Genomic DNA, 23,995 nt, shown 5'->3' with positions numbered 1-23,995 from the left:
TTAGCTGTTCAAATCCAAATCGATGTCGCCGGCAAATACTCTGTCTTCTTTGCCGAGAGCTCCCGGGATGATGGAGAAGGTATTGGAGATACCATCCTGTGCATCTTCGAAAGGAAGCTTTGCAACGGAAGAGAGAGAAGCGATAGCGCCATGTGTATCGCGTCCGTGCATCGGGTTAGCGCCGGGTGCGAAAGGCTGGCCTTTCTTACGTCCGTCAGGTGTGTTTCCGGTAGCCTTGCCGTAGGTTACGTTAGAAGTAATCGTAAGTACGGACATGGTAGGAACACCATTTCTGTAGGTGTGATGTCTTCTGATAGCAGTCATAAATTTGGAAACGATGTCGTGAGCAATCTTGTCTACGCGATCATCATCGTTACCGTATTTCGGAAAATCACCGGTGGTCTTGAAGTCTACGATAACTCCGTCTTCGTCTCTTATTACTTCAACCTTCGCATATTTGATTGCGGACAAGGAATCGGCAACGATAGACAATCCTGCGATACCGGTTGCGAAATAACGCTTTACATCTCTGTCATGAAGAGCCATCTGTGCTTTTTCATAGCAGTATTTGTCATGCATATAGTGGATAACATTCAAAGTATTAACATATACGTCTGCCTGCCACTCCATCATATCTGAAAACTTGCTTATTACATCATCGTAATCAAGAACGTCGCCTTCCACCTTGCGGTATCTCGGGCCTATCTGTTTCTTTGTTACTTCGTCCACACCGCCGTTCAAGGCATAGAGCAGGCATTTTGCGAGGTTAGCACGTGCGCCGAAGAACTGCATTTCTTTACCGATTACCATAGAAGATACGCAGCATGCGATACCGTAATCATCCGCATGTGTTACTCTCATAAGGTCATCGTTTTCATACTGTATGGAAGAAGTCTGAATGGACATCTTAGCACAGTATCTCTTGAAGTTCTCGGGAAGTCTTGTAGACCAGAGAACAGTCAGGTTCGGTTCCGGAGAAGCACCCAGGTTAGTCAGCGTGTGCAAGTAACGGAAAGAAGATTTCGATACCATGTGACGTCCGTCAACACCAACGCCGCCGATGGATTCTGTTACCCACACAGGGTCACCTGCGAAAATCTGGTTGTACTCAGGAGTACGAGCGAACTTTATGCATCTTAACTTCATAATGAAATGGTCGATAAACTCCTGAATCTGCTCTTCGGTAAAGGTTCCGTTTGCCAAATCTCTTTCTGCGAAGCAGTCGATGAAGGTAGAAGTACGTCCGAGGGACATAGCAGCACCATTTTGCTCTTTTACTGCACATAAATATCCGAAGTAGGTTGCCTGAATAGCTTCCTTTACGTTAGTAGCCGGATTGGAAATATCGCAGCCGTAAGAAGCAGCCATTTTCTTCATCATCTTAAGAGCTACGATCTGCTCGGAAATCTCTTCGCGAAGGCGCATAACCTCGTCGGTCATAACGCGTCCGGTCGAATCCTTCTGAGCCAGTTTGTCTTCAATTAATCTATCGATGCCGTAGAGTGCGATACGTCTGTAATCGCCGATGATACGTCCGCGTCCGTAAGCATCTGGAAGTCCTGTGATAATATGGGAAGAACGGCATGCTCTCATATCTTCGTTATAAGCGTCGAAGCAGCCGGCATTGTGTGTTTTTCTATGAGTAGAGAAGAATTCGCTGATTTCGGGATCTACTTCGTAGCCGTTATCGGAGCAAGCTTTTTCTGCCATGCGGATACCGCCGTAAGGCTGTAAAGAACGTTTGAACGGTTTGTCTGTCTGGAAACCGACGATCGTCTCTTTGCTCTTGTCCAAGTAACCCGGTCCGTGAGAAGTGATGGTGGATACAACCTTCGTGTCCATATCGAGAACACCGCCGGCTTCACGCTCTTTCTTCTGCAAATCAAGTACCATGTTCCATAAGTCTTTTGTGTTTTGTGTAGCGTCAGCTAAAAAGGATTCATCTCCGTCATAAGGATGATAATTTTTCTGGATGAAGTCGCGAACGTTGACCTCATTTTCCCATTTGCCGCCTACAAAGTCTTTCCATTCTGGTCTCATTTTAAATAAGCCTCCTACTTTGTTATATGATTAGTTTTTTAATTATGCAATTCGGGCACACTCATTATAAGTGAAAGCCTCTTACTGCGTCAAGCGACGGAATGTACTTTTTTAGGAACATTCAGGCGTTATGACAGTTCAAATATAAACATTTTGTTAATATTATTAAGAATTCGGAATAGGTTGCCAGAAGGTGGAGAAAGTATTATACTATTAGTAGTTTTCCCAGAAAACATTTTTTATACAAAAGGAGGTAGAAAAGATGGCAGAGATAACGAAGGATATGACCATTGGAGAAATATTGAGAATAAATCCTAATGTGGCACCAATTCTTATGGAAATAGGAATGCACTGCTTAGGTTGCCCTTCCGCTCAAGGAGAAACGTTGGAAGAAGCGGCTATGGTTCATGGCATAAAAATAGATGACCTGATGGAAAAAGTCGCAGAGGCATAAAGTATCCATTTACATGAAATAGAGGTGTATCGGTAATCCGATGCACCTCTTTCCTTTGTGTTTATATTTGACTTAACGACTGTATTGCATTATTTTTTATAATGGGTTCAAAATGTTCTTCTAAATATGCTTCAGTAGCAAGAGCATATTTTTCATTGGTTCCGTATTCAGATAAAATATTGCATATTTTGTTAAATTCAACCGGCGTATGGCTGCCTTTAGCCACTAACAGCACATAACGGCGATTGGTGTCATTTTTGTATAGAGAATTGCTTCCGCTGTAGTTGGGAGCCAGCAGGTGAGAAATCCGGGAAACCACACCGAGGGAATCGAAAGAGAAGATTCTCGTCAGGTTGTAATTCTCATGAACGGAGAGTTCAGGTTTCTTGGTACCTTTCTTCTGCGGCATGTCTGGATTAGCGGTAATTTCCTCCGCATCCTCCTGTGTGCTTGAAAAATTGCCATCGTGAATTTTTTTGAACAAATCAAGCACGTCATCGGCACCTTCGGAAAGACTGTCTATCATTTCATCGAGTTCTTCTTCCGTATCGTGAACTGAAGGAGCAAATTTGGAAAAACGTGTATCCAGTTCTTCCGGGTCCTCCACCTTCGTAATGATAAGAACGATACAGTCTGAATTCAGTGGAATTGCTTCTATCATCAGCGGAATATCCTCAGCCTCGAATCCAAATTCAAAGGATGCTTGCTGCATCATATCTCGAAACAGATTTTTCGCTTTTTCGGTTCCGTATGCGAGTTCACTGATCTTTAATTCACGGTCGGCTAAATCTTCTCTGGTAAGTGTACAGCGAATCTGATGGTCGTTAACTTTTTCAATTTTCATGTTATCACATCCTTACTATAAGATACTGCCATTGTTTTATCTTGTGACTAACCTGAACCTATTAACCCTAAAGAATAATACTTTACAGTTAAATGTATATTATACTTAACCTAAGTTTAAGTCAATAGAGTTGATTCAGTGTTTAATAAATTTTAATAAAAAATGGATTTTCCTTCAAGTTTTACTTGAAATATCCGGAAAAGTTGGTTATAATTACTACTGCGGGATGTCTCCGGATAGTCAGTATCGGAAGGAGGCATAGCAGTTTTTATATACTTATTGTATCATTTTAAAGCATATATTGGAATATCTTTCACAGATTTAATAGTGATTTAATATTCCAATTCTTATCCTCTTACATAGTATGGAGGATGTCTTACAAGCTTATGTGCTTGTCCGTCAAATAAAATTTTCCAACTAATTTTCACAATATTATAATTCGCGTATAGTTTTTTAAAAAAGGGACAATTTTATTTTTATACCATTTATTTGATACACGTCCAGACATTCCGTCACTGTTTATTATCGTCAAATTATCGAAAAGTATAAGAAAATTTACAAAAAATATATCACGGTTTTGCTGTTGGTCATAAAAAGGGTAACAATCATTCTCTGCGCAAAAATGAGCTTAGGCTTTGTTGCATCAAACAGGAAGACCCCCGAGACTGTAAGGTGCAGTGAAATAGGTGCCTGACGAAACATAATAAAAAGCCGACAAAAAGTATTAAAAAGTCAAATTTGGTAATGACGGTATTAAAATAGTTTGTTATAATAAAGGACGATTGGAAGGGAGCTGGATAAATGAAGAAATTGATTCCGGCAATAACTGCGGTCGTCCTTATTATCGTGGTTATTGCAATAAGTGTTGGTATAAAGATTATGGATAAATACTCGTATTCGAAGGAGAGAAAGGATCTCGACGAATACTTTTCGATAGAAAGCGCCGACGAGGTGCCGATTATTTTGCAGGACGAGCTGATCGAGGAATCGGCCAGGCTGATCGAGGGGACTTACTATCTCGATTTAGCAACGGTTCATAAGTATTTTAATGACAGATTTTACGAAGATGGGAACGAAGGCTTATTGCTGCTTACCCTGCCGCAGGAGACGGTCCGAAGCGAGATCGGCTCTTCTCAGTACAGCACGTCAGCCGGCGATACTTCTGAGGAGTATGTTATATCCAGATATGAAGGGGATACCTTTTATATAGCGATAGACTATGTGAAAAAATATGCGAATTTTTCATATGAAGCTTTTACCGATCCCAACCATGTGCAGATTTTTACGAAGTGGGAGGACCGTAAGACAGCCCAGCTTACCAAGGATACGGCAGTACGCTATCAGGGCGGAGTGAAGAGCCCGATTTTAACGGATGTGGCTGAGGGTGACACTGTGACGGTCATCGAGGAAATGGAGAAATGGAGCAAGGTAAAGACTTCCGATGCTTTTATCGGCTATGTAGAGAACAAGCAGTTAGACAACTACGGTACGCAGTCGCCTATTCCGGTTACAGACTATGAGGAGCCGATATATGCGAACATTTCCAAGCCCTATAAAATCAATCTGGCATGGCATGCAGTTGCGGGAACGGCAGGAAATGACACACTTGCCTCTGCCTTGGAGAAAACCAAGGGAATTAATACGATTTCACCCACATGGTTTGCGCTAAGCGACAACGATGGGAACTTTACAAGCTTTGCTACCAGGGACTATGTGTCAAAAGCACATGATCAGGGAATTGAGGTATGGGGGCTTATAGATAACTTTACGAATAAGGAAACGGTAGATACGTATGAGGTCTTATCCTATACGAGCAAGCGAACCTATCTCATTGGAAATTTGATAAGTACTGCTTTGGAATATGATTTGGACGGAATCAATGTGGATTTCGAGGAAATTAGTCAGGATGCGGGTGAGCATTTCATACAGTTTATCAGGGAACTGTCCGTTGCCTGCAGGGCGAATGGAATTGTGCTTTCGGTGGATAATTATGTTCCTACAGGCTACACGGATCATTATGACAGGGAGGAACAGGGAGCAGTGGCGGACTATGTAGTCATTATGGGCTACGACGAATATTATAAAGGAAGCTCCGAAGCGGGAAGCGTAGCTTCTATCGGTTTTGTGGAGAACGGGATCAAGAAGACAGTAGAGCAGGTACCAGCCCAAAAGGTAATCAACGCAATTCCATTCTATACGAGAATATGGGAGACAAAGGGCGCCGAGCTCACCAGCCAGGCGGTGGGAATGGATCTTGCGGAGGAATTCGTGCAAAATCATAACATCGAGACGAGGTGGGATGAGGAGACTTGCCAAAACTACGGCGAGATACAAGAAGGCGACAGCTTCTATCAGGTATGGCTGGAGGACGAGCAATCCATAGAAGTCAAGCTGAACATCATGCAAAAATACGATATTGCCGGCGTGGCGGAGTGGAAATTGGGATTTGAAAAAGCATCCGTATGGGATGTGATCGGGAATTACCTGAACAAATAGAAAGTGTTCATTTTTCTTTCTTATATTTCATAGATTGAAGTAACGGCAGGAATATAAGCAGGATATCAATGATAGATGAAAAGCAGAAAAAGATTTTAGGTATTGTGATGGCGGCAATTCTTCTGGTGTCCATGTATTTTGTGGCGAGGGAGAGTGCCGCCTATGTTAATGCGGACAAAGTTCTCTCGGGAAAAAGCAAGGGCAGCCCTGAGGAAATCTGTGTTGTTATCGATGCGGGGCATGGGGGAACGGATCCTGGCAAGGTGGGCATTAATGGAGTCTTGGAAAAAGACGTTAACCTTAAGATTGCAAATCTTGTTAAGAAATTCTTAGAGGCACAGGATATAAAGGTGGTTATGACGAGGACGGATGAGGGTGGCTTGTACGATGCGAACGCTTCCAATAAAAAGGTTCAGGACATGAAACGCAGAATTGCCATTATTGAAGAGGCGCAGCCGAAAATTGTAATAAGCATTCATCAGAATAGTTACCAGGAAGAATATGTGCATGGAGCGCAGGTTTTTTATTATACAGGCAGTGAAACGGGAAAGGCGCTTGCAAAGACGATACAGAACTGTTTTATCGTTAGTGTGGACCCTGAAAATAAAAGGGAAGCGAAGGCGAATGATAGTTACTACTTATTAAAAAAGACTTCGGTTCCTATTGTTATTGTGGAGTGCGGGTTTCTTTCTAATAAGGAAGAAGCAGAGAAGCTGAATTCGGAGATTTATCAGGAAAAGGCGGCTTGGGCGGTACATATGGGGGTATTACAATATTTGAATTCACAAAAATAGAAATAAGTTTATGGTACAGGGCAGCAGGGAGAAGCCGAAGCAGACGGCGGCATTCCTGTTGTTTTTGTTTTAAAAATATAAAAAAATTTATTTATGCAACCTTTTCAAACGCTCAAAAGTATTTAAAGTAGAGAAACAAAAAATATATTCTTGAGAGGATGGAAGAAAATGAAAAAAAAGATAGTGATGTGTTTGATAGTGAGCTGCATGGCAGTAGGTATGTGGGGCTGCGGAGCATTGAAGCTGCCGGTACCGACTGCCAATACGGGAACAGAAGTAGAAGTTGACGGAGATGCAGAAGTGAAAGAGGATACAAAAGAGGAAGAAACGGAAGAAAAGGAAGAGACCGCTTCCGAGACACCGGTACTTGGGCAGGAGGATATCGACGGTTATGAAGGTTTCACATATCTGTATGATGAAATATTGAGAACGGACAGCGAAGAGAATAAAGAAACCGGAAAAATGGAGAAAAAGCAGATAACGGTTTATATTCCTCAAGCGGATTACGCAAGCGTTAATAGAAGCAATGCCTACAGCACGGCATTTGGAGTTACCTTAGAGGTGGAGCTGGAGCCTTACATTCAATATAACATGGAAGATTATCTGGTCACGGAAAATCTGGAATGTTATTTAGAGGAACGCTTTGATCCTTTTTATACCGCCGACTACAAGGATTTGGTAAAGAGTGAAGTGGAAGAAATCGGGGAAAATGCGGCGAGAGCTACAGTAGAGTATTGTGAATACGATAGCTGGGATGACAAATATATTACGTTCTTTGTAACCTACTATCTGGTTGAGCTGGAAGACAAGATGGTATTGGTAACGACCACAGTGGATGAAAGCAGCGTTACGGGAAAAACGCCCAAACTGTTGGAGGAATTGGAAGCATTCTATCAGTTTGAAATCGACTGGGATGCAAAAAGAGCGGAGCAGAAGAGAACCGATTACCTGGCAAGCGGAGGGTGCCATAGAACGGTACGCCGATATGGTGTACCGGCTGGCATTGTCCCAGATGGGAAATAAGCAAGATGCGGATGATATTTTTCAGGAAGTATTCGTACGGCTGGTAAAACATGTCCATAATCTACAGACTTGGAAGCATGTAAAAGCATGGCTCATAAAAGTGACGATCAACTGCTGTAAAAAACATTTTGCTCAATATTGGAACAAAAACGTATATCCGATGGATACACCGGAAATCGGACAGACCGTGGAAGAAGGGGTTCCGGTAACGGCTGTAGTAGGCAAGCTGCCACCGAAATACAGGTATGTGATATATCTGTTTTATTATGAGGAGCTGTCAATAATAGAGATAGGTAAGGTAACAGGGCAAAAAGAATCTACGATAAAGTCACAATTATTCCGAGCGAGAGAAATGCTGAAGGAAATGCTAAAAGGAGATGTAGATATATGAAAGACCAGTATCAAGAGGAAATATCCCGGATACATGTCACGAAAGAACTGTTGGAGAAAACCAAAAAGGCGATGAAAGAGGAAGAAGTAAAGGAACAGAAAAGGAAAAAGTTCCTTTCTTATAGAAACTTATCGATTGCTTCCGCTGTGGTTCTCTGCCTATGCATTTTTGTGCCTATGATGGCAAGGAATCAGGGCAGTTCCGCTCAGATACAGCTGTCCAGGCAGGAGTAGTATGCGGCTTATGAAATCATGGGCGATGATATCGATATTATATGGATATTAATAGAAAAGTGCTCCTATTACAGAAAACATAGATGCGCAGCACATCTTTTGTTCTCGGCAAATTACAATTTTACAGTTACAATTTGCCATACATAAATAGAGACAAAAAAAAACGATTGTGGTATACTATACGGGGTGAATTTAAATGGAAACGAAAATAATCCGTATGGATGAACAAAATATAGATTATGAAGCTTTAAAAAGAGCCGGGGATATTATCAGAGCCGGCGGTCTGGTGGCCTTTCCCACAGAAACAGTATATGGACTGGGGGGGGACGCATTGAATGAGGAATCTTCGGGGAAAATATATCGTGCCAAGGGCAGGCCCTCGGACAATCCTCTTATCGTGCATATATGTAAGCTGGAGGATATGGGACCTATCGTAAAAGAGGTTCCACGGACGGCGAAACTGCTGGCGGAGGCTTTCTGGCCCGGTCCCCTTACTATCATATTGAATAAATCGGATAAGGTTCCTTATGCCACTACCGGCGGTTTGGATACGGTGGCTATTCGGATGCCGGAGCATAAAACAGCGCTGGCCTTTATAGAGGCATCCGGCGGATATATTGCAGCACCAAGCGCCAATATCTCCGGCAAACCAAGCCCTACCATCGCCAAATATGTGGCGGAGGACATGGACGGCAGAATAGAGATGATCATCGACGGCGGTGAGGTGGGCATTGGATTAGAGTCCACAATTGTAGATCTGACGGAAGAGACTCCTATGATACTGCGCCCCGGCTATATCACGAAAGGAATGTTGGAAAAGATTCTGGGGGAAGTGAAGGTGGATGAGACGATATTGGGCGGCAGCCCGGGAAAAGCGCCGAAGGCTCCGGGAATGAAGTACAGACATTACGCTCCCAAAGGCAGGCTGACCATTATCACAGGGCTTCAGGGAAAAGTGGTGCGGGAGATAAACGACAGGGCGGCGGACATGCGAAAAAGGGGAGAAAAGGTTGGAATTATCGGGACGGATGCCACTGTTTCCCTTTACAGTGCGGACAGCATAAAAAGTGCGGGAAGGCGGGAGGATGAGGAGTCCATCGCCAGGACGCTTTATCGGATACTGCGTGAATTTGACGATGAGGATGTAACGGTGATTTACTCCGAGGCTTTTGATGGGATTTCGGAGAATGGGGGAATAGGACAAGCTATTATGAACCGGCTGTTGAAAGCGGCAGGGCATCATATAGAAAATATATAAAATAGTATGAATAAGGAGGCGCTTATGTCTATCGCATTAGGATGTGACCATGGAGGATATGGTCTGAAACTGGAAATAATAAAATACTTGGAAGCGCAGGGTATTGCATACAAGGATTTCGGCTGCAGGAGTTTGGATTCCTGTGATTATCCCGAGTACGCGCGGGCTGCGGCAGAAGCGGTGGCGTCGGGAGAGTGCGAGACGGGAATCGTCATCTGCACCACGGGTATCGGAATATCCATTACTGCGAACAAGGTAAAGGGTATTCGCTGTGCGCTTTGTTCGGACACGGTTTCTGCAAGGCTGACAAGAGAGCACAACGATGCGAATATGCTTGCTCTCGGAGCGGGTATCGTAGGGACTAATCTGGCGCTTGGAATTGTGGATGCATTTCTCCATACGGAATTTTCCGAAGAAGAGAAGCACCGCCGGAGAGTTACCAAGATTGCGGCGCTGGAAGATGAACTTTTAAATTGAATATAAAAATATTTTACAACAGCATACACAGGAGGTATTGCAATGGCAAAGGTAGTAATAATGGATCACCCGTTAATTCAGCACAAAATCGGTTATATCAGGAGAAAAGATACTGGTACGAAGGATTTCAGACAGACAATTGGTGAGATTGCCATGTTAATCTGCTATGAGGCTACAAGAGATTTGCAGCTTTCCGATGTAAAAATAGAAACACCCATCTGCACTGCTACAGCAAAAGCGTTAAAAGGCAAGAAGATGGCAATCGTTCCTATTCTCCGCGCGGGACTCGGAATGGTGGATGGTATGCTGACTCTTATTCCGGCAGCAAAGGTAGGGCACATCGGTCTATATAGGGATCCGGAAACCTTAAATCCGGTGGAATATTACTGTAAGCTTCCGGCAGACTGCGCGGAAAGAGAAGTGTTCGTAGTGGATCCGATGCTGGCTACAGGTGGCTCCTCCGTAGCGGCGATTCAGATGCTAAAGGACAAGGGCTGCAAGAACATCCATTTTATGTGCATCATTGCAGCGCCTGAGGGAATCGAGAAGATGAAGAAAGCTCATCCGGATGTAGATATGTATGTAGGAGCATTGGATGAGAAGTTAAACGATCACGGATATATCGTTCCAGGTCTGGGGGATGCGGGGGACAGGATATTCGGAACCAAATAAGGATGATTTTTTGAGTCCGCCAAAGCGGACATGGGGTATGTACATGAAGAGAAAAAACTATATTTCTTGGGATGAGTATTTTATGGGGGTGTCGAAGCTTTCCGGGATGAGATCAAAGGATCCCAGTACTCAGGTTGGGGCGTGCATTGTCAGCGAGGATAATAAGATTTTATCCATGGGATATAACGGTTTTCCGGCAGGCTGTTCGGACGATGAATTTCCGTGGGACAGAGAAGGAGATGTATATGATACTAAATACGCCTATGTGACGCACAGCGAATTGAACGCTATATTGAATTACCGCGGCGGCAGTTTGGAGGGGGCGAAGATTTATGTGTCGCTTTTTCCCTGCAATGAATGTGCGAAGGCGATTATCCAGTCGGGCATCCGGACTATCGTATACGACAGCGATAAATATGCGGAAACGCCCACGACCAAAGCTTCCAAGCGGATGCTGGATGCAGCGGGGGTGCGATATTACCAGTACCAGAGGACGGGCAGAAAAGTAGAACTGGAAATGTAATGGGGGACCTTTCGGTCACCGGGCCAAGGCGGGTAGGATAAATGAAGCATACAGGAAAACAGAATATGGCGGCAGTACTCATCGCAGTATTGCTGGCAGGGTGTATACCCATGACGACTGCGACCACTGCATATGCGACAGATGCTACCAGGAAAAAGCTGCAGGAAGCGCAGAATCAGAAGAGTCAGGCGCAGGAAGACTTGAACCAGACGCAGGAAGATCTGCAGAATTTGAATCAGGAAAAGGACTCGCTTCAAGGAGCGCTGAATACACTCAACAGCCAGTTGAAGGAGGTCAGCAATAACTTGGAGGAACTGGAAACGCAGATTGACGATAAGGAAGCTGAGATAGAACAGACGCAGGAAGACTTGGCAGAGGCAAAGGCCACAGAGGAACTCCAATATGAGAGTATGAAAAAAAGAATCCAGTTTATTTATGAAACGCAGGATTATGTCATGTTGGAAATGCTTTTTGCTTCCGCGAATTTCTCTGATTTTTTAAATCGCAGCGATTACATCGATCAGCTTTCTGCTTACGACAGGAAGAAGCTTCAGGAATATACGGAGACGAAGGAGCAGATCCAGGCGACCGAGAAGCAGTTGGAGGAAGAGAAGAAGGAACTGGATGACTATAAAGCCCAGGTAGAAGTGGAGAAAAGCCGCGTATCGGGGCTGGTAGGTCAGACTTCCACAAGTATTGCCGGAAAGAAAAATGAAATATCGCAGGCGGAAGCTGAGGCTCTGGCATATGAACAAAGCATAAAGGAGCAGGAAGAAAACATTTCCAAGCTCCAGGCACAGCTTGCCGAAGAAATTCGTCTCTCCCAGTTGGCAGCGCAGTCTGCATGGAGGGATATTTCCGAAGTAGGCTTTGCCGAGGGAGACAGGTATCTTCTTGCGAATCTCATTTACTGTGAAGCCGGCGGTGAGGGATATGCCGGACAGCTTGCGGTAGGCTCGGTCGTCATTAACCGTGTACTTAGTTCTGTCTATCCGGACTCGGTGGTCGGAGTCATCTATCAGGGAAGGCAGTTTTCCCCTGTAGCAAGCGGACGGCTCGCAATCGCTCTGGCGGAGGGAAGGGCTACTGCCAGTTGCTATCAGGCTGCGGACGATGCCATGAAGGGAAATACCAATGTTGGAAATTGCGTGTACTTCCGCACTCCCATCGAAGGGTTGAGTGGAATTAACATTGGAGGACATGTGTTTTATTAGGATTTCATATAAAAGGCATGACAATTCTTTGAAAGTGAGCTGCCCCTCATAAGTTAGACGAAAAAATCTAACTTATGGGGGGCAGTTCAAGTGTCGTGCCTATTTTATGTAATAGAAAAATGCACCTACTACAAAATGTCCTCGATATATTTCTGTAAGGCGGAAAATTTTCCGGCATATATAATCTGAAGCAGATGATTTAGGCGAAACAGACATTTCTTTACTAAATCGCTCTGCACCAATTCTTTATCTAAAGCGATAACCAGTTCGTCCAGATCCACAACCTTCACAAAGCCATCGGGATAGATGATGACATCGGCCAGCAAGTCTAAGGAGGTCAGAGTATTCTTCGCTTCATCATAAATGTATTCTACAATATCGCAGTACCAATATAAGAGAGAACCGTCTTCACGGTAGAACTTGCTTACTTTGAAGCCCTGTTTCAGAAAATAACAGGAATAACCGTGATGCAGATCCTTTTTCGGCTTTAAAGCGTTCCATTTGGTAATGATTACCTCATCGTTACATGTGACAATAATATCGTCCTTAAGTAAAATGCACTCGTCCGGCATGATTCTTTTACGGTAAAGAATAGGATTTGTCATGCGTCCTCCAGGAATGCCGCAAAGCGAAGAAAAGGGAATGGCAGCTCGCGGCTGGTTGCGGTTTGTAGTAAAAGGTATATATGTCCAAATCTTACACTTGCCTCAAACAAAAGTCAAGCGGGAAAGTCAAAAAAGGGAAAAACGCATATAATAACATAAAAAATAATCTTTTTATGAAGGACGTTGCTCATGTATAATCAAAGAATTTTGCCCTTTTATATGACATATCCGCTGCCCCTTTATTATCAGGAAGAAGATACGGCAATGAGAGATTTGGAGTACTTACAGCAGATGTATCCGATAGAGGCAAAAAGGTACCAGAAAGTGGTAGCCAGCATGTTGGATAAGCTGGATTATGAAGGCAGTATGATTTATGACGAATATCCCGATAAGTGGCAGATGTACAGACTATCTCAGAATATTTTAGATGTTATCAGAAGGCAGGAAGAAGAGGAAAAGGCAGGCGAGCTTGTTGCGCAAGAGAAGCTGGATTCGATTTCTGATGTGGTGCAGGTTATTCTCTGCTATGAGATTTATAAGAGAAGACATAATCGAAGCCATAGCGGTATTTTAAAGTTTTAGTTGTAGTTTTATAGTAAAGTCAGTAAAATATAGTCATGGCATAAATTGTCATGACTATATTATTGTGCAGTTGAAGTATCTGGCTACAAGAGTTCGTGAAGCACACTTTTGCTCCGGATGTTCAGGAAAAGGATAAAAAATGGAAGAATTGTTGCAGGAAGCAATCGGAGAAGGGCTGTACCAGATTATTTTAAGCAATCCGACGGATAAGGAAAAAATGAGCAAGGTGAAGGTACGCCCTGTGATGTTGAAGGATAAATTGTATTTTCAGGAAACAGCTTATATCGGAGCGCAGGTATTTCACGAGAACTACGACAAGGAAGCCTTAATAGCTCAAATTATGACACATATGTCAGAGAATTTCCGGCAATGTGAGATAGAGACAGAGAAAATAAAGGCAACGGTGCTCGTAAGTAAAAAAGGAAAAGTAACGATCAATAAGAAGATGGCGGCAGGACAGAAAGAAATTGATTGGTCCCATAATAGAACGAAAACATATATTCTGGAGGAGGGAAGGACCGTTCCTTTTCTTGTGGATCTGGGCGTACAGACCTCGGACGGAAAGGTAGTGAAGTCCAGATATGATAAATTTAAGCAGATTAACCGTTTTTTGGAATTTATTGAGGATATTCTGCCCACACTCCCTAGAGAAAGAACGATTAAAATCATTGATTTCGGCTGTGGGAAGTCTTATCTTACGTTCGCTGTCTATTATTATTTGAAGATATTGCAGGGACTGGATGTGCAGATTATAGGATTGGATCTGAAAAAGGACGTGATTTCACGCTGCAATGCTCTCGCCTTAAAATATGGATACGAGAGCTTGAGATTCTTGCAAGGAGACATCAGTACCTTTGATGGGGCACAGGAGGTGGATATGGTCGTGACCCTTCACGCATGTGATACTGCAACCGACTATGCGCTGGCAAAGGCGGTGGAATGGAAGGCGAAGGTGATTCTGTCTGTTCCATGCTGCCAGCACGAGGTGAATGGGCAGATAATGTGTGAGGAGCTGACACCTGCTCTTAAGTACGGGCTGATTAAGGAGAGGATGGCAGCACTTCTTACCGATGCGGTACGCGCCAATATTTTGGAAGAACATGGATATGAGGTGCAGATACTGGAATTCATAGATATGGAGCATACGCCCAAGAACATCTTAATACGTGGGATAAGACGAACAGAGAAAACCGGGAAACACAGAGAAACGAATGTGAAAAAAATGACAAGCATGATGAATGTGGAAACTACCTTGCAGAAATTAATGCAGTGAAACCGCGTATTTATATTATGAAGTTAATGACCTGTGAGCAGAAACCAAAGCCAAGTCAGCTTAGCTCGTTGCTTATGGGAGAATAAGGAATGGAAAATGAAGAAAACAGCGATAAAATGTTTATATCTGGCGGCTGTGTTTTTTATAGCTCTTTTTATTATCAGTGCGGTGGTAAACCAGGGCAATACCGAGATGACGATGGAAATGGGACCGGCGACCTATCCGGTTATCCACATGGTGGTAGGCGGCAGAGAGGTAAACAGCCTGCACGGATATAAGGAAAGCATGGAATGCAGTTACCAAAGGGATAGTATAACGCCTCTGGGACAAGGGAGAAAAGTAAATATTGCCGTGGATAAATACGGAGAGACGATAGAAGGACTGTCCTTTGAGGTGCGAAGCATCGATGGGGAGAGGCTGGTGGAGAATACCCGGCTTACCGAATATAAGGAAACGGAAGAAACCATAGAGGCGGAATTTTCCATAAAGGATTTGATTGAAGAGAATACGGAATATATGCTCGTGCTGCTTCTTACCGACAGCAATGGGAGGACGATTTATTATTACACAAGAATTATCCAGACCGAAAATTATTTTGCGGACGAAAAGGTGGACTATGTGCTGGACTTTCATAGGAAAACCTTTGATAAGGAGGCGGCTAAGGAGCTGACCAAATATCTGGAGTCCAATTCTGACGGAGACAATACGACCTACAGCAAGGTAACGATACACAGCAGCTTCCATCAAGTTACATGGGGAGATTTATCCGTAAATAAATTAACGGAGCCCGATATAACAATAAAGGAACTGGCATCCCAGACCGGTGCTTTGGAACTGAATTACCTTGTATCCATAGAAGACGGCAGGCAAACGAAGATTTATCAGATCAAAGAATTCTACAGGATACGTTATACCTCTGACCGGATTTATCTGCTGGACTTCGAGAGGACGATGAATCAGATTTTTGATGAAAAAACAGATGCTTACAGCAATAACAAGATCGACCTCGGAATAATCCAGCTTGAGGACATCGATTTGGCAGAGAGCGACGGCGGAAACGTAGCCGCGTTTACCGATGGGAACAGATTGTACTGCTATAATGTGCCTGACAATAAGCTTTCCCTTCTGTTCAGCTTTTATGACGGAAATTACGACGATGAGAGGACCACTTGGGAGAAGCATGAAATAAAAATACTCAATGTGGATGAGGCGGGAAATGTTCAATTCATTGTCTACGGATATATGAACCGCGGAAAGCACGAGGGAGAGGTCGGCATATCCGTATATCATTTCAGCGGGCTCTTAAATACGATTGAAGAGCTGGCCTATATACCAAGTGCGGGTTCCTATGAAATACTGAAGGCGGAGCTGGAGCAGCTTTCCTATATTAATAAGTCGGCAATTTTCTTCTTTATGCATGCGGGCTCCATTTATGCGGTGAATCTTGAGGATTGTACTTGCGAGGTCATGGTTTCCGGTCTGATAGAAGGCAGTTATAAGGTATCGGACTCTAACCGGATGGTGGTATGGCAGACAGGAGGGGACCAATACGCCAGCAAAAAGCTGATACTCATGAATCTGAACACAAAGGAAAAGATAGAAATAGCTTCGGGAGAAGAATCCGGAGCAGCGGAGGAATACATCGCACCTCTGGGTTTTATGGGCGAGGATTTGATATATGGACTTGCTAAAAGCTCAGATGTGGTTCAGGACAGCACCGGAAGCATATTGTTTCCTATGTATAATATTAAGATACAAAACGAGAGCGGTGAAGTGCTTAAGACTTATAGGCAGACGGGAATCTATGTGGTCGGAAGCGAGATTCAGGGCAATCAAATCAGCCTTCTGCGTTTGGAGAAAAATGAGGAAACCGGAGTTTATACGGAGATTTCCAACGACCAGATCGTAAATACCAAAATAGAGACCGCCGGAAGTAATACGGTGGAATTCATTCCTACGGATAAATTTGAAAAAATAGTGCAGATAGTCGTAAAGAGCAATATCAATACGAAGACCTTAAAGAGGCTGACGCCAAAGGAAGTGTTATTCGAGGGCGGAAGGGAAATCGCTCTGGAAGAAAGCGAAGCGGAAGCTTCCCGATATTTTGTATATGGAAAGGGCGGAGTGGAAGGAATCTTCACCGACGAAGGAAATGCAGTCAATCTGGCCTATGAGCTTTCCGGTATCGTAGTAAATGAAAAGGGCGATTATATTTGGATCAAGGGCAATAGAAGCGTGAAGAACCAGATTATGGCGATCAAAGAGGCAGCGATTACCGAGGAAAAGAACAGCCTTGCCGTATGCCTGGATACGATTCTCCAATATGAAGGCGTAATGCGTAATTCGGAGTATTTATTAAACCGAGGGGAAAATATACTGGATATTATGAAGAGCAATTTGGAGGGAGTTCAGGTTCTGGATTTAACAGGGTGCACTCTGGATGCTATATTGTATTATACCAATAAGGACATACCGGTGCTCGCCACCTTAAACGACGGAAGCGCAGTTTTGATCGTGGGCTTCAACGAGCTCAATACAGTATTGATGGATCCGCTTACCGGTACAATTTACAAAAAGGGTATAAATGACTCGAAGCAAATGTTCGAAGAAAATGGAAATCGCTTTATCACTTATGTTAGGGGAGAATAATGAAAAAACAGCGTGTTTTAGCTGTTCGCAACCGATGGTTGCGTCCATTCAAACTAGAATTGGTAGTGCAACCGGGGGGCAATTTCTATAATTAAATTAAGAAAGTTCCCAATGTGAAAATTCCCATAGAGGGTTTTTGCATTAAGAAAAGGAGAAAGTATTATGAATATTGAAATTGCAAATCGGTTAGTGAATCTGCGAAAAAACAATAACTTGTCGCAGGAAGCCTTGGCTGAAAAACTTGGAATCAGCAGGCAGGCTGTTAGCAAGTGGGAAAGGGCGGAGGCTTCGCCGGACACGGATAATCTGATATTACTGGCGAGGCTGTATGGAGTATCTTTAGATGAGCTTTTAAAAACAGAGGATGAGATTCCCCTTTCCAAAGAGGAAGCGCAGGGGATTTCGGATTCCGGGGAAGTACCTCCATCCAGCGATGATGATGAATATGTTCACGTGGGCTTCGGCGGAGTGCATGTAAAAGATAAGGACGGAAGTGAAGTGCATGTAGGCTGGGACGGCATACATGTGGACGACAAAAAGAGCAGAGATAACGTTCATATCGACAAAAGAGGAGTTTATGTAAATGGGCAGAAATATGATAAGGAATGGTTCAGCCATCACCATCATTTCCCATTTACCCTGATTATTGTGCTGCTTTATATTCTGGCGGGAACGTTTTTTAACGCATGGCATCCGGCGTGGATGCTGTTCCTTCTGATTCCGCTGTGGCACAGCTTCGTCTCGGCGATAAAAAATGAAAATATGCATTTTTTTGCTTACCCGGTATTAGCTACGCTGTTATTCCTTTGCGCGGGCTTCTTTGCGAACGCCTGGCATCCGGCTTGGGTAATCTTTTTGACGATTCCAATCTACTATCCTTTTGTATCGTATATGCAAGGTCTTAGGAAGGAACAGGAATATGAAGAATATCGTTCCCCGTATTCGGACGAAGATACGGAGGAATAAATATGAAAAGAACGTGGATAGGTTTCATCATATTTTTATGCGGGGCAATCGTAATCTGTGCGGCGTCTGCAAGCTATGCAAGACACTATAATTACGGTTCTCTCCATTTTATAGGAGGATTCGGAATGGTAAGCTTGAAGAATACAGAGGAATTTGCGGCGAATGGTATTGAAAATATAGATATTTCGTACAGTTCAGAAAACATTATCTTCTTAAAAGGAGAGGCGGATAAAATCGTTATAAAGGAATATCTTCACGATGGCGGAAAAGACCATACGAGGATGGAAGTGGAAGGAAATACCCTATATGTTAAGAAGAACGAGAGGATGAATGATATCTATTTTCTGAGTTTTTTGACGGGCAGGGAGAGAATAGAAATATATTTGCCTGAAGTCTTCGGCGGAAGTGTAAATGTCACGGCTTCCAGCGGAAATATCACGTCGGACCCGGCCTGGAGCTTTAAGGAGTTCTATGCAAATGTAAAAAGTGGAAATATTACCTGTAAAGAAATTGAAGCAGAGAAAATTACTGCAGAGACTTCCAGCGGGAACATCTCCTTCGGTAAGGCGCAAGGAGAAAGAACGTTAACTGCCTCCAGCGGAAATATTGTAGTATCTTCCGGAGCGGGAGACACTTACGCCTCTGCTTCCAGTGGAAACATTACGGTAGAAGGAGCTTCCGGAAATTTTAAGGCCTCAACTCACAGCGGGAACATCAAAGCAGAATTAATCAGCTTGGGTGAAACGGTAGGAGCAGAAGTGAGCAGCGGCAATATCAGGCTGGATATCCCTAAGAACAGCGCTTTTTCCTTTGAAGCGGAAGCGAGCAGCGGAGTCATAGATACTGACTTTGACGAGTATGTCTTTTATAACAAGAAAGGCAATACAGCAAGCGGAACCTATGGGGAAAATGTAATAACATCGATAAGAACCAGAGCCTCAAGCGGTAATACGGAGATAAAGTTCCGCTAGATCGGCAGGCGATAGAAAAGAACAAAAGTGTGCTATCGAAGTACTCGGCTGCAAGAGTATACGAAGCACACTTTTGTTTGTGTAATAGGGTAGAACTTATATGTTTTTGTCCGGTTTATTGATTGAAAATACGGTCTTTGTATTTCTCCAAGGAAAATAGCAGAAGCATTCCTAAGATGCCGCAAGAAATAATTTCCCCGGCAGTAACGGTAACTACAGAAAACCATAAGGGGCGTATGCCATAAGCGTAAAGCAGCACTGGCGGAACCACGATCATGTTCGTGACGATGGGCGGAACCGGTGCCAGCCACTTGTAGCGGCGAAGCTTATAAGTGAGAAACGCGCCAAGCAGGGTGGCGAGACTTCCGAATATAATATCGGGCAGGGCGCATCCTGTCAGTATGTTGCTGAGCAGACAGCCGATAAATAATCCGGGTATTGCTGCGGGAGTGAAAAAGGGAAGAATCGTAAGAGCTTCCGAGAAACGGACCTGCACCGCGTAGTTGGCGAGGCCAAAGGCGTTGGCTGCAAAAGTGAGCACAACATAAATAGCGGCAATCATCGCCGCTTGGACCATTAGTAATACTTTCTTGTTCATGTAATTTGTCTCCTTTAGTTTTGTTTTTTTCCCGCTTTATGAACGGGTCGGTCAGGAAGGTTTCGAACTGACCGGGAAAATTTTGCAACCCGATAAGTGTATCATAGGTATGAGTAAAATTCAAGGTCCTGGATGAAATTCATGGAGTAAGCTAATCTATGGTATTCTTCGTCAGCCACGCTCCCGAGCGGTAGCGAAGATAATAAATAACCGTCCGTACTGCCCACTCGATTCCCATGCAGATCCACACGCCCTGCACGCCGAGGCCCAGGGGAAGAGCGAAGAGATAGCCCAGTCCGACTCTGACGACCCACATGGTAATGAGAGAGGAGATGGAGCTGTAATTGGCATCGCCCGCGGAGCGAAAGACGCAAGGCAGAATATTGGATGCCGACCAGAAGAGGGGCATGGGAATGGCCGCAATCCAAAGCAGGTTATATATTAAGGAAAGTGTCTCCTCCGGCGCTTGATACAGCCTCAATATAAAGGGCATGAGAGGCATGAACACCACTAAGGATAAGGTGATGATAAAGGTACCTAACCATACCAGCTTCGCTCCGTAACGCTTTGCCAGCTCCTTATCTCCGGCGCCGATACACTGGCCTACTACGGTGATGGCAAGGGTACTTATCGCCATTCCGCTGGAATACAGGATAGAAAAAGCGGAGCTTGCGATAGCGTTGGCTGCAACGCTGATCGTACCGAGAAAGACGATATAAGTCTGAACGAGCATGCCTCCTCCGTTAAAGAATACCTGCTCCAAAGCGAAAGGAACGCCTATTTTAAAGACGGATCTTAACATAGAAGAATTAATGTGGAAAATATCCTTCGTATAAATCCTGAATATACTTTTGGGGCGCACCAATAAAAAGACCGCAAAGCCGCCGCCGATAAGTCTGGCAATGTTTAAGGAAAGGACCGTTCCCATAATATCCATATGAAAGCCGTTAATAAAGAGCATGCTGGCGAACAGATGGATTAGATTGATGAGCATCGTAAGGCGCAGACAGGTCTTCGTCTCCCCCAACCCTCGTAAAACGGCAAAGGATCCCATATAAAAGGAATGAAAAATCATGGAAAGAGATACCCCGATGAGGTAGTTGCAGGCCTTTTCCTTAACGACAGGGTCTGCTGCTCCAAATAAGGTATATACTAACGGGTTTGAAAAAATAATTAAAAGAGTGCATAAAACAGTAGCTACCAGGGAGGTGGCAAACATTACCTGTCCTGCAGCAGTACGTATCTTCTCTGTTTCTCCCCGTCCTTTGTACTGTGCAACGACTACGGTGCCTCCGGCGGCTATGGCATTAAAGATGGAATAGGCCATCATATTCAAGGGGGATACGAGGCTGACTGCGGATACGGATTCCTGACTGGACGAACTTATCATAGCCGTTGTAAGCAGTCCGATGATATTAATAAAAAACTGATCAAGAATAAGCGGAAGCAGCATGGAAAATAGTTCCCCATAGGAGAATTGATTGCTTCCAAGTTGTTTGCTCAAAAATAAATCGGCCCTTGAACCGGACCGGATAAGTGAAATTTTATGTGCGGAGTGCAGTTTCATAAAATAATTATGCCTTTCTCATATCCTGCGGACTTCCTGCCGCAAGCGCAAATTTTTATCCATATGGTTTAAACGGATAGTCGTTCAAACCATATGGATAATAAAACACTTCGTCTTTATAAATCAGTGTGCGGACCGCTTGATATCTTGACGGACGGCACGCTAGTCTTCCAGTTCGCCGTTCTTATATTTTGCCACAACGCTTTGAATACGCTCATTAGGATCTAACAAATCGCTGATAGAGGCGTCGTGGTTCAAAGTATCGATAAGATATGCGATATACTTGCTCATATCGCAGTTAATGTACCATTCTCTGGAAAGCAGCTCCGGTGTCTGGTAGATTAAGTTGGTGGTGAGTACTTTGTCGATGATCTTGTCCTCAAAGGCCTTGTCGAAACCGGAGAGGCCGCCGGTAAAGAGACCGAAAGTTGCGCAGATAAATACCCGGCCCGCTTTTCTCTTCTTGAGTTCAGCCGCTACCTCGAGGGCACTTTCGCCGGAAGAAATCATATCGTCGATGATGATCATATCCTTGCCTTCTACGCTGGTTCCGAGGAACTCGTGGGCTACAATCGGATTTCTGCCGTCTACGACCCTCGTGTAATCGCGTCTCTTATAAAACATACCCATATCCAGACCGAGTACATTGGCCATATAAATTGCACGTCCCATGCCGCCTTCGTCGGGACTGATAGCCATCATATGGTCGGAATCCAAAGTCAGGCCTTGCACATGCCGGAGAAGTCCCTTGATGAACTGATAGGTGGGCTGTACTGTCTCAAAGCCATGAAGAGGTATTGCGTTCTGTACCCGCGGATCGTGTGCATCGAAGGTAATGATATTGTCTACGCCCATGGCAACCATTTCCTGAAGAGCCAGCGCACAGTCCAAAGACTCTCTCGTGCTTCTCTTGTGCTGTCTGCTCTCATATAGAAAAGGCATGATGACTGTAATCCTTCTCGCCTTGCCGCCTACTGCAGCGATAATTCGTTTCAAATCCTGATAGTGATCGTCAGGGGACATGTGATTCGGATGTCCGCATAAAGAGTATGTGAGGCTGTAGTTCGCCACATCAACAAGGATATAAAGGTCGGTTCCGCGAACGGATTCCATGATAATTCCCTTTGCTTCACCGGTGCCGAAGCGGGGAACCTTCGCGCCAAGAATATAAGATTTACGCTGATAACCTGCAAATGCAAGAGAATCTTTGTGTTCGCTTTCTCTCTCCGTTCTCCAATTTACAAGATAGTAATCAACTTTTTCCCCCAAAGATTTACATCCTTCCAAAGGAATAATGCCCAGAGAACCGACGGGAATGGTCTCAAGATTTCTTTTTTCTTCACGCTTTGCCATGAAAAAATCCTCACTTTCTGCTGCGCAGGTACTTAATTTGCTCTGTTTAGTTTTTTATATATTCGGATATCCGGCCCGGATAATTTACATAATGTATAGTTGCTGGTAATCCTCGAAAATATTCTGTCGGAGTAGCGCACGCGCAGTTCCTCCAACGAAAGGTTAGTAGAGATAACCGTATCCTTGTGCCGGATATGTCGCTCGTTCAGACAAGAAAAGAGCTGGGAAGAAGTATAGTTGCCCACAACCTCTGCACCCAGATCATCGATGATTAACAAATCGCAGTCGTAAATGTCGTCGTATGCCTCACCTAACCCATTCTTATTCCTGAATCCGTAAGAAAGCTGTGATAAGGTCTCGAAAAAGGAAGAGGAACTGAAATAAAGAACGGAACGGCCCTTTTCAATCAGCTCTTTTGCGACGCAGCCGGACAAAAATGACTTGCCAGACCCTACTGTACCATAAAAGAATAAATTTTGATAGATGGAATTAAAATTTTCTATAAATTTCTTGCATGTATTTACGGCGTCCGTAAAAAGCACGAGGTCGTCGTCCTTATAATACTCATAAGAAAGATTGGAGAAATTCTCGTGCTGCAGCATCTTGCTGATGTGAGACTGCTCATAAAGCATGGAAATTTCGAACTGGCGGAAACAATGACATTTCTGTCCGTCTATGTATCCGGTATCCTTGCAGTCGGGGCAGTCGTAAACCGGCTCCAGATAATCGGAAGGATAGCCGGAAGAGACCAAAAGATTTGTCTTGCTTTCAGAAAAGTTCTTAATAATTACTTTTAAATCATCGAGGGCCGAGTTATCACCGCTCAAAAGCTTTTTTCCATGTTCTACGGAAATGGAGGCTATGGAGTCATCAAGCTCCTTGTAGCCGTCCACATGCTCATAAATGTAGGCGCGGCGCTTCTCTAACAAATGCCGGTTCTTGTCCTGCTTTTCCTCATATGTGCGAATAATGAAATTATATTGAACATTATTTAACGTCACAGCGAAGTCTC

At 44.0% G+C, this 23,995-nt stretch carries 23 protein-coding genes; 16 read left to right on the top strand and 7 right to left on the bottom strand.

Translation table 11 applies throughout. The features are described 5' to 3' along the window. Nucleotides 1-2,040 (bottom strand): formate C-acetyltransferase, encoded by a 2,040-nt coding sequence (gene pflB / locus CC90_RS0113665; RefSeq protein ID WP_031391331.1) that lies wholly within the window; start codon nt 2,038-2,040, stop codon nt 1-3. Nucleotides 2,041-2,302: 262 nt separating this feature from the next. Here pflB and CC90_RS0113660 point away from each other — a divergent pair, with 262 nt between their 5' ends. Then, a complete protein-coding gene (locus CC90_RS0113660) occupies nt 2,303-2,494 on the top strand; it encodes a DUF1858 domain-containing protein (protein WP_031391330.1) in 192 nt (63 codons plus the stop codon). Between the two features lie 61 nt (nt 2,495-2,555). Here the strand turns inward: CC90_RS0113660 and CC90_RS0113655 are convergent, their stop codons facing one another. Continuing rightward, nucleotides 2,556-3,338: an adaptor protein MecA gene (locus tag CC90_RS0113655; RefSeq protein WP_031391329.1), complete on the bottom strand. Its 783-nt coding sequence runs from the start codon at nt 3,336-3,338 to the stop codon at nt 2,556-2,558. A gap of 801 nt (nt 3,339-4,139) precedes the next feature. Here CC90_RS0113655 and CC90_RS0113650 point away from each other — a divergent pair. From CC90_RS0113650 to CC90_RS0113605, 10 genes are all read left to right on the top strand, one after another. Continuing rightward, nucleotides 4,140-5,834, top strand: coding sequence for a glycosyl hydrolase family 18 protein (locus CC90_RS0113650; RefSeq protein ID WP_031391328.1), 1,695 nt, complete (start codon nt 4,140-4,142; stop codon nt 5,832-5,834). Nucleotides 5,835-5,902: 68 nt separating this feature from the next. Then, nucleotides 5,903-6,628 (top strand): N-acetylmuramoyl-L-alanine amidase, encoded by a 726-nt coding sequence (locus CC90_RS0113645; protein ID WP_242843309.1) that lies wholly within the window; start codon nt 5,903-5,905, stop codon nt 6,626-6,628. Between the two features lie 168 nt (nt 6,629-6,796). After that, nucleotides 6,797-7,651, top strand: a complete 855-nt coding sequence (locus CC90_RS0113640; protein WP_031391326.1) for a hypothetical protein — start codon at nt 6,797-6,799, stop codon at nt 7,649-7,651. Then, the gene (locus CC90_RS0113635) at nt 7,641-8,042 is read left to right on the top strand and encodes a sigma-70 family RNA polymerase sigma factor (protein WP_242843308.1); all 402 of its coding nucleotides are present in this window, start codon (nt 7,641-7,643) and stop codon (nt 8,040-8,042) included. The genes CC90_RS0113640 and CC90_RS0113635 overlap by 11 nt, the downstream gene beginning before the upstream one ends. Then, the gene (locus CC90_RS0113630; RefSeq protein ID WP_031391324.1) at nt 8,039-8,275 is read left to right on the top strand and encodes a hypothetical protein; all 237 of its coding nucleotides are present in this window, start codon (nt 8,039-8,041) and stop codon (nt 8,273-8,275) included. The genes CC90_RS0113635 and CC90_RS0113630 overlap by 4 nt, the downstream gene beginning before the upstream one ends. Before the next feature lie 196 nt (nt 8,276-8,471). After that, complete coding sequence (locus tag CC90_RS0113625) at nt 8,472-9,533, top strand: L-threonylcarbamoyladenylate synthase (protein WP_031391323.1); 1,062 nt, start codon at nt 8,472-8,474, stop codon at nt 9,531-9,533. A 24-nt stretch (nt 9,534-9,557) separates the two neighbouring features. Then, nucleotides 9,558-10,010 (top strand): ribose 5-phosphate isomerase B, encoded by a 453-nt coding sequence (gene rpiB / locus CC90_RS0113620; RefSeq protein WP_031391322.1) that lies wholly within the window; start codon nt 9,558-9,560, stop codon nt 10,008-10,010. Nucleotides 10,011-10,052: 42 nt separating this feature from the next. Next, nucleotides 10,053-10,682, top strand: coding sequence for a uracil phosphoribosyltransferase (upp, locus tag CC90_RS0113615; RefSeq protein WP_031391321.1), 630 nt, complete (start codon nt 10,053-10,055; stop codon nt 10,680-10,682). A 37-nt stretch (nt 10,683-10,719) separates the two neighbouring features. Next, nucleotides 10,720-11,205 carry a deoxycytidylate deaminase gene (locus CC90_RS0113610; protein ID WP_031391320.1) on the top strand — a complete coding sequence of 162 codons (486 nt, stop codon included), beginning with the start codon at nt 10,720-10,722 and terminating at the stop codon, nt 11,203-11,205. A 41-nt stretch (nt 11,206-11,246) separates the two neighbouring features. Then, nucleotides 11,247-12,419, top strand: coding sequence for a cell wall hydrolase (locus CC90_RS0113605; protein WP_031391319.1), 1,173 nt, complete (start codon nt 11,247-11,249; stop codon nt 12,417-12,419). A 128-nt stretch (nt 12,420-12,547) separates the two neighbouring features. Here the strand turns inward: CC90_RS0113605 and CC90_RS0113600 are convergent, their stop codons facing one another. Beyond that, entirely contained in the window at nt 12,548-13,024 is a 477-nt protein-coding gene (locus CC90_RS0113600; protein ID WP_031391318.1) for a DUF402 domain-containing protein, read from the bottom strand. 189 nt (nt 13,025-13,213) lie between these two features. Between CC90_RS0113600 and CC90_RS0113590 the strand changes: the two genes are divergently transcribed. From CC90_RS0113590 to CC90_RS0113570, 5 genes are all read left to right on the top strand, one after another. Next, nucleotides 13,214-13,606: a hypothetical protein gene (locus tag CC90_RS0113590; RefSeq protein WP_031391317.1), complete on the top strand. Its 393-nt coding sequence runs from the start codon at nt 13,214-13,216 to the stop codon at nt 13,604-13,606. A gap of 139 nt (nt 13,607-13,745) precedes the next feature. Then, the gene (locus tag CC90_RS0113585) at nt 13,746-14,879 is read left to right on the top strand and encodes a class I SAM-dependent methyltransferase (RefSeq protein ID WP_031391316.1); all 1,134 of its coding nucleotides are present in this window, start codon (nt 13,746-13,748) and stop codon (nt 14,877-14,879) included. Nucleotides 14,880-14,975: 96 nt separating this feature from the next. After that, complete coding sequence (locus CC90_RS0113580) at nt 14,976-17,528, top strand: hypothetical protein (protein ID WP_031391315.1); 2,553 nt, start codon at nt 14,976-14,978, stop codon at nt 17,526-17,528. Nucleotides 17,529-17,690: 162 nt separating this feature from the next. Next, complete coding sequence (locus CC90_RS0113575) at nt 17,691-18,494, top strand: helix-turn-helix domain-containing protein (protein ID WP_051869583.1); 804 nt, start codon at nt 17,691-17,693, stop codon at nt 18,492-18,494. A gap of 2 nt (nt 18,495-18,496) precedes the next feature. Continuing rightward, entirely contained in the window at nt 18,497-19,465 is a 969-nt protein-coding gene (locus CC90_RS0113570) for a DUF4097 family beta strand repeat-containing protein (protein ID WP_031391313.1), read from the top strand. 115 nt (nt 19,466-19,580) lie between these two features. Here CC90_RS0113570 and CC90_RS0113565 read toward each other — a convergent pair whose 3' ends face one another. The 4 genes from CC90_RS0113565 to CC90_RS0113550 form a co-directional block, all read right to left on the bottom strand. Further along, nucleotides 19,581-20,063 carry a QueT transporter family protein gene (locus CC90_RS0113565; RefSeq protein ID WP_031391312.1) on the bottom strand — a complete coding sequence of 161 codons (483 nt, stop codon included), beginning with the start codon at nt 20,061-20,063 and terminating at the stop codon, nt 19,581-19,583. Between the two features lie 151 nt (nt 20,064-20,214). Then, nucleotides 20,215-21,567: an MATE family efflux transporter gene (locus CC90_RS0113560; RefSeq protein ID WP_157837553.1), complete on the bottom strand. Its 1,353-nt coding sequence runs from the start codon at nt 21,565-21,567 to the stop codon at nt 20,215-20,217. 225 nt (nt 21,568-21,792) lie between these two features. Further along, a complete protein-coding gene (locus CC90_RS0113555) occupies nt 21,793-22,983 on the bottom strand; it encodes a ribose-phosphate pyrophosphokinase (protein ID WP_031391310.1) in 1,191 nt (396 codons plus the stop codon). 32 nt (nt 22,984-23,015) lie between these two features. Further along, complete coding sequence (locus CC90_RS0113550; protein ID WP_031391309.1) at nt 23,016-23,984, bottom strand: ATP-binding protein; 969 nt, start codon at nt 23,982-23,984, stop codon at nt 23,016-23,018. Nucleotides 23,985-23,995 lie beyond the last annotated feature (11 nt).

The organism is Kineothrix alysoides, from assembly GCF_000732725.1.
Lineage (GTDB): Bacteria > Bacillota > Clostridia > Lachnospirales > Lachnospiraceae > Kineothrix > Kineothrix alysoides.
Note: the sequence above shows the minus strand (reverse complement) of the source record. Positions and strands in the feature narration are given on the sequence as shown.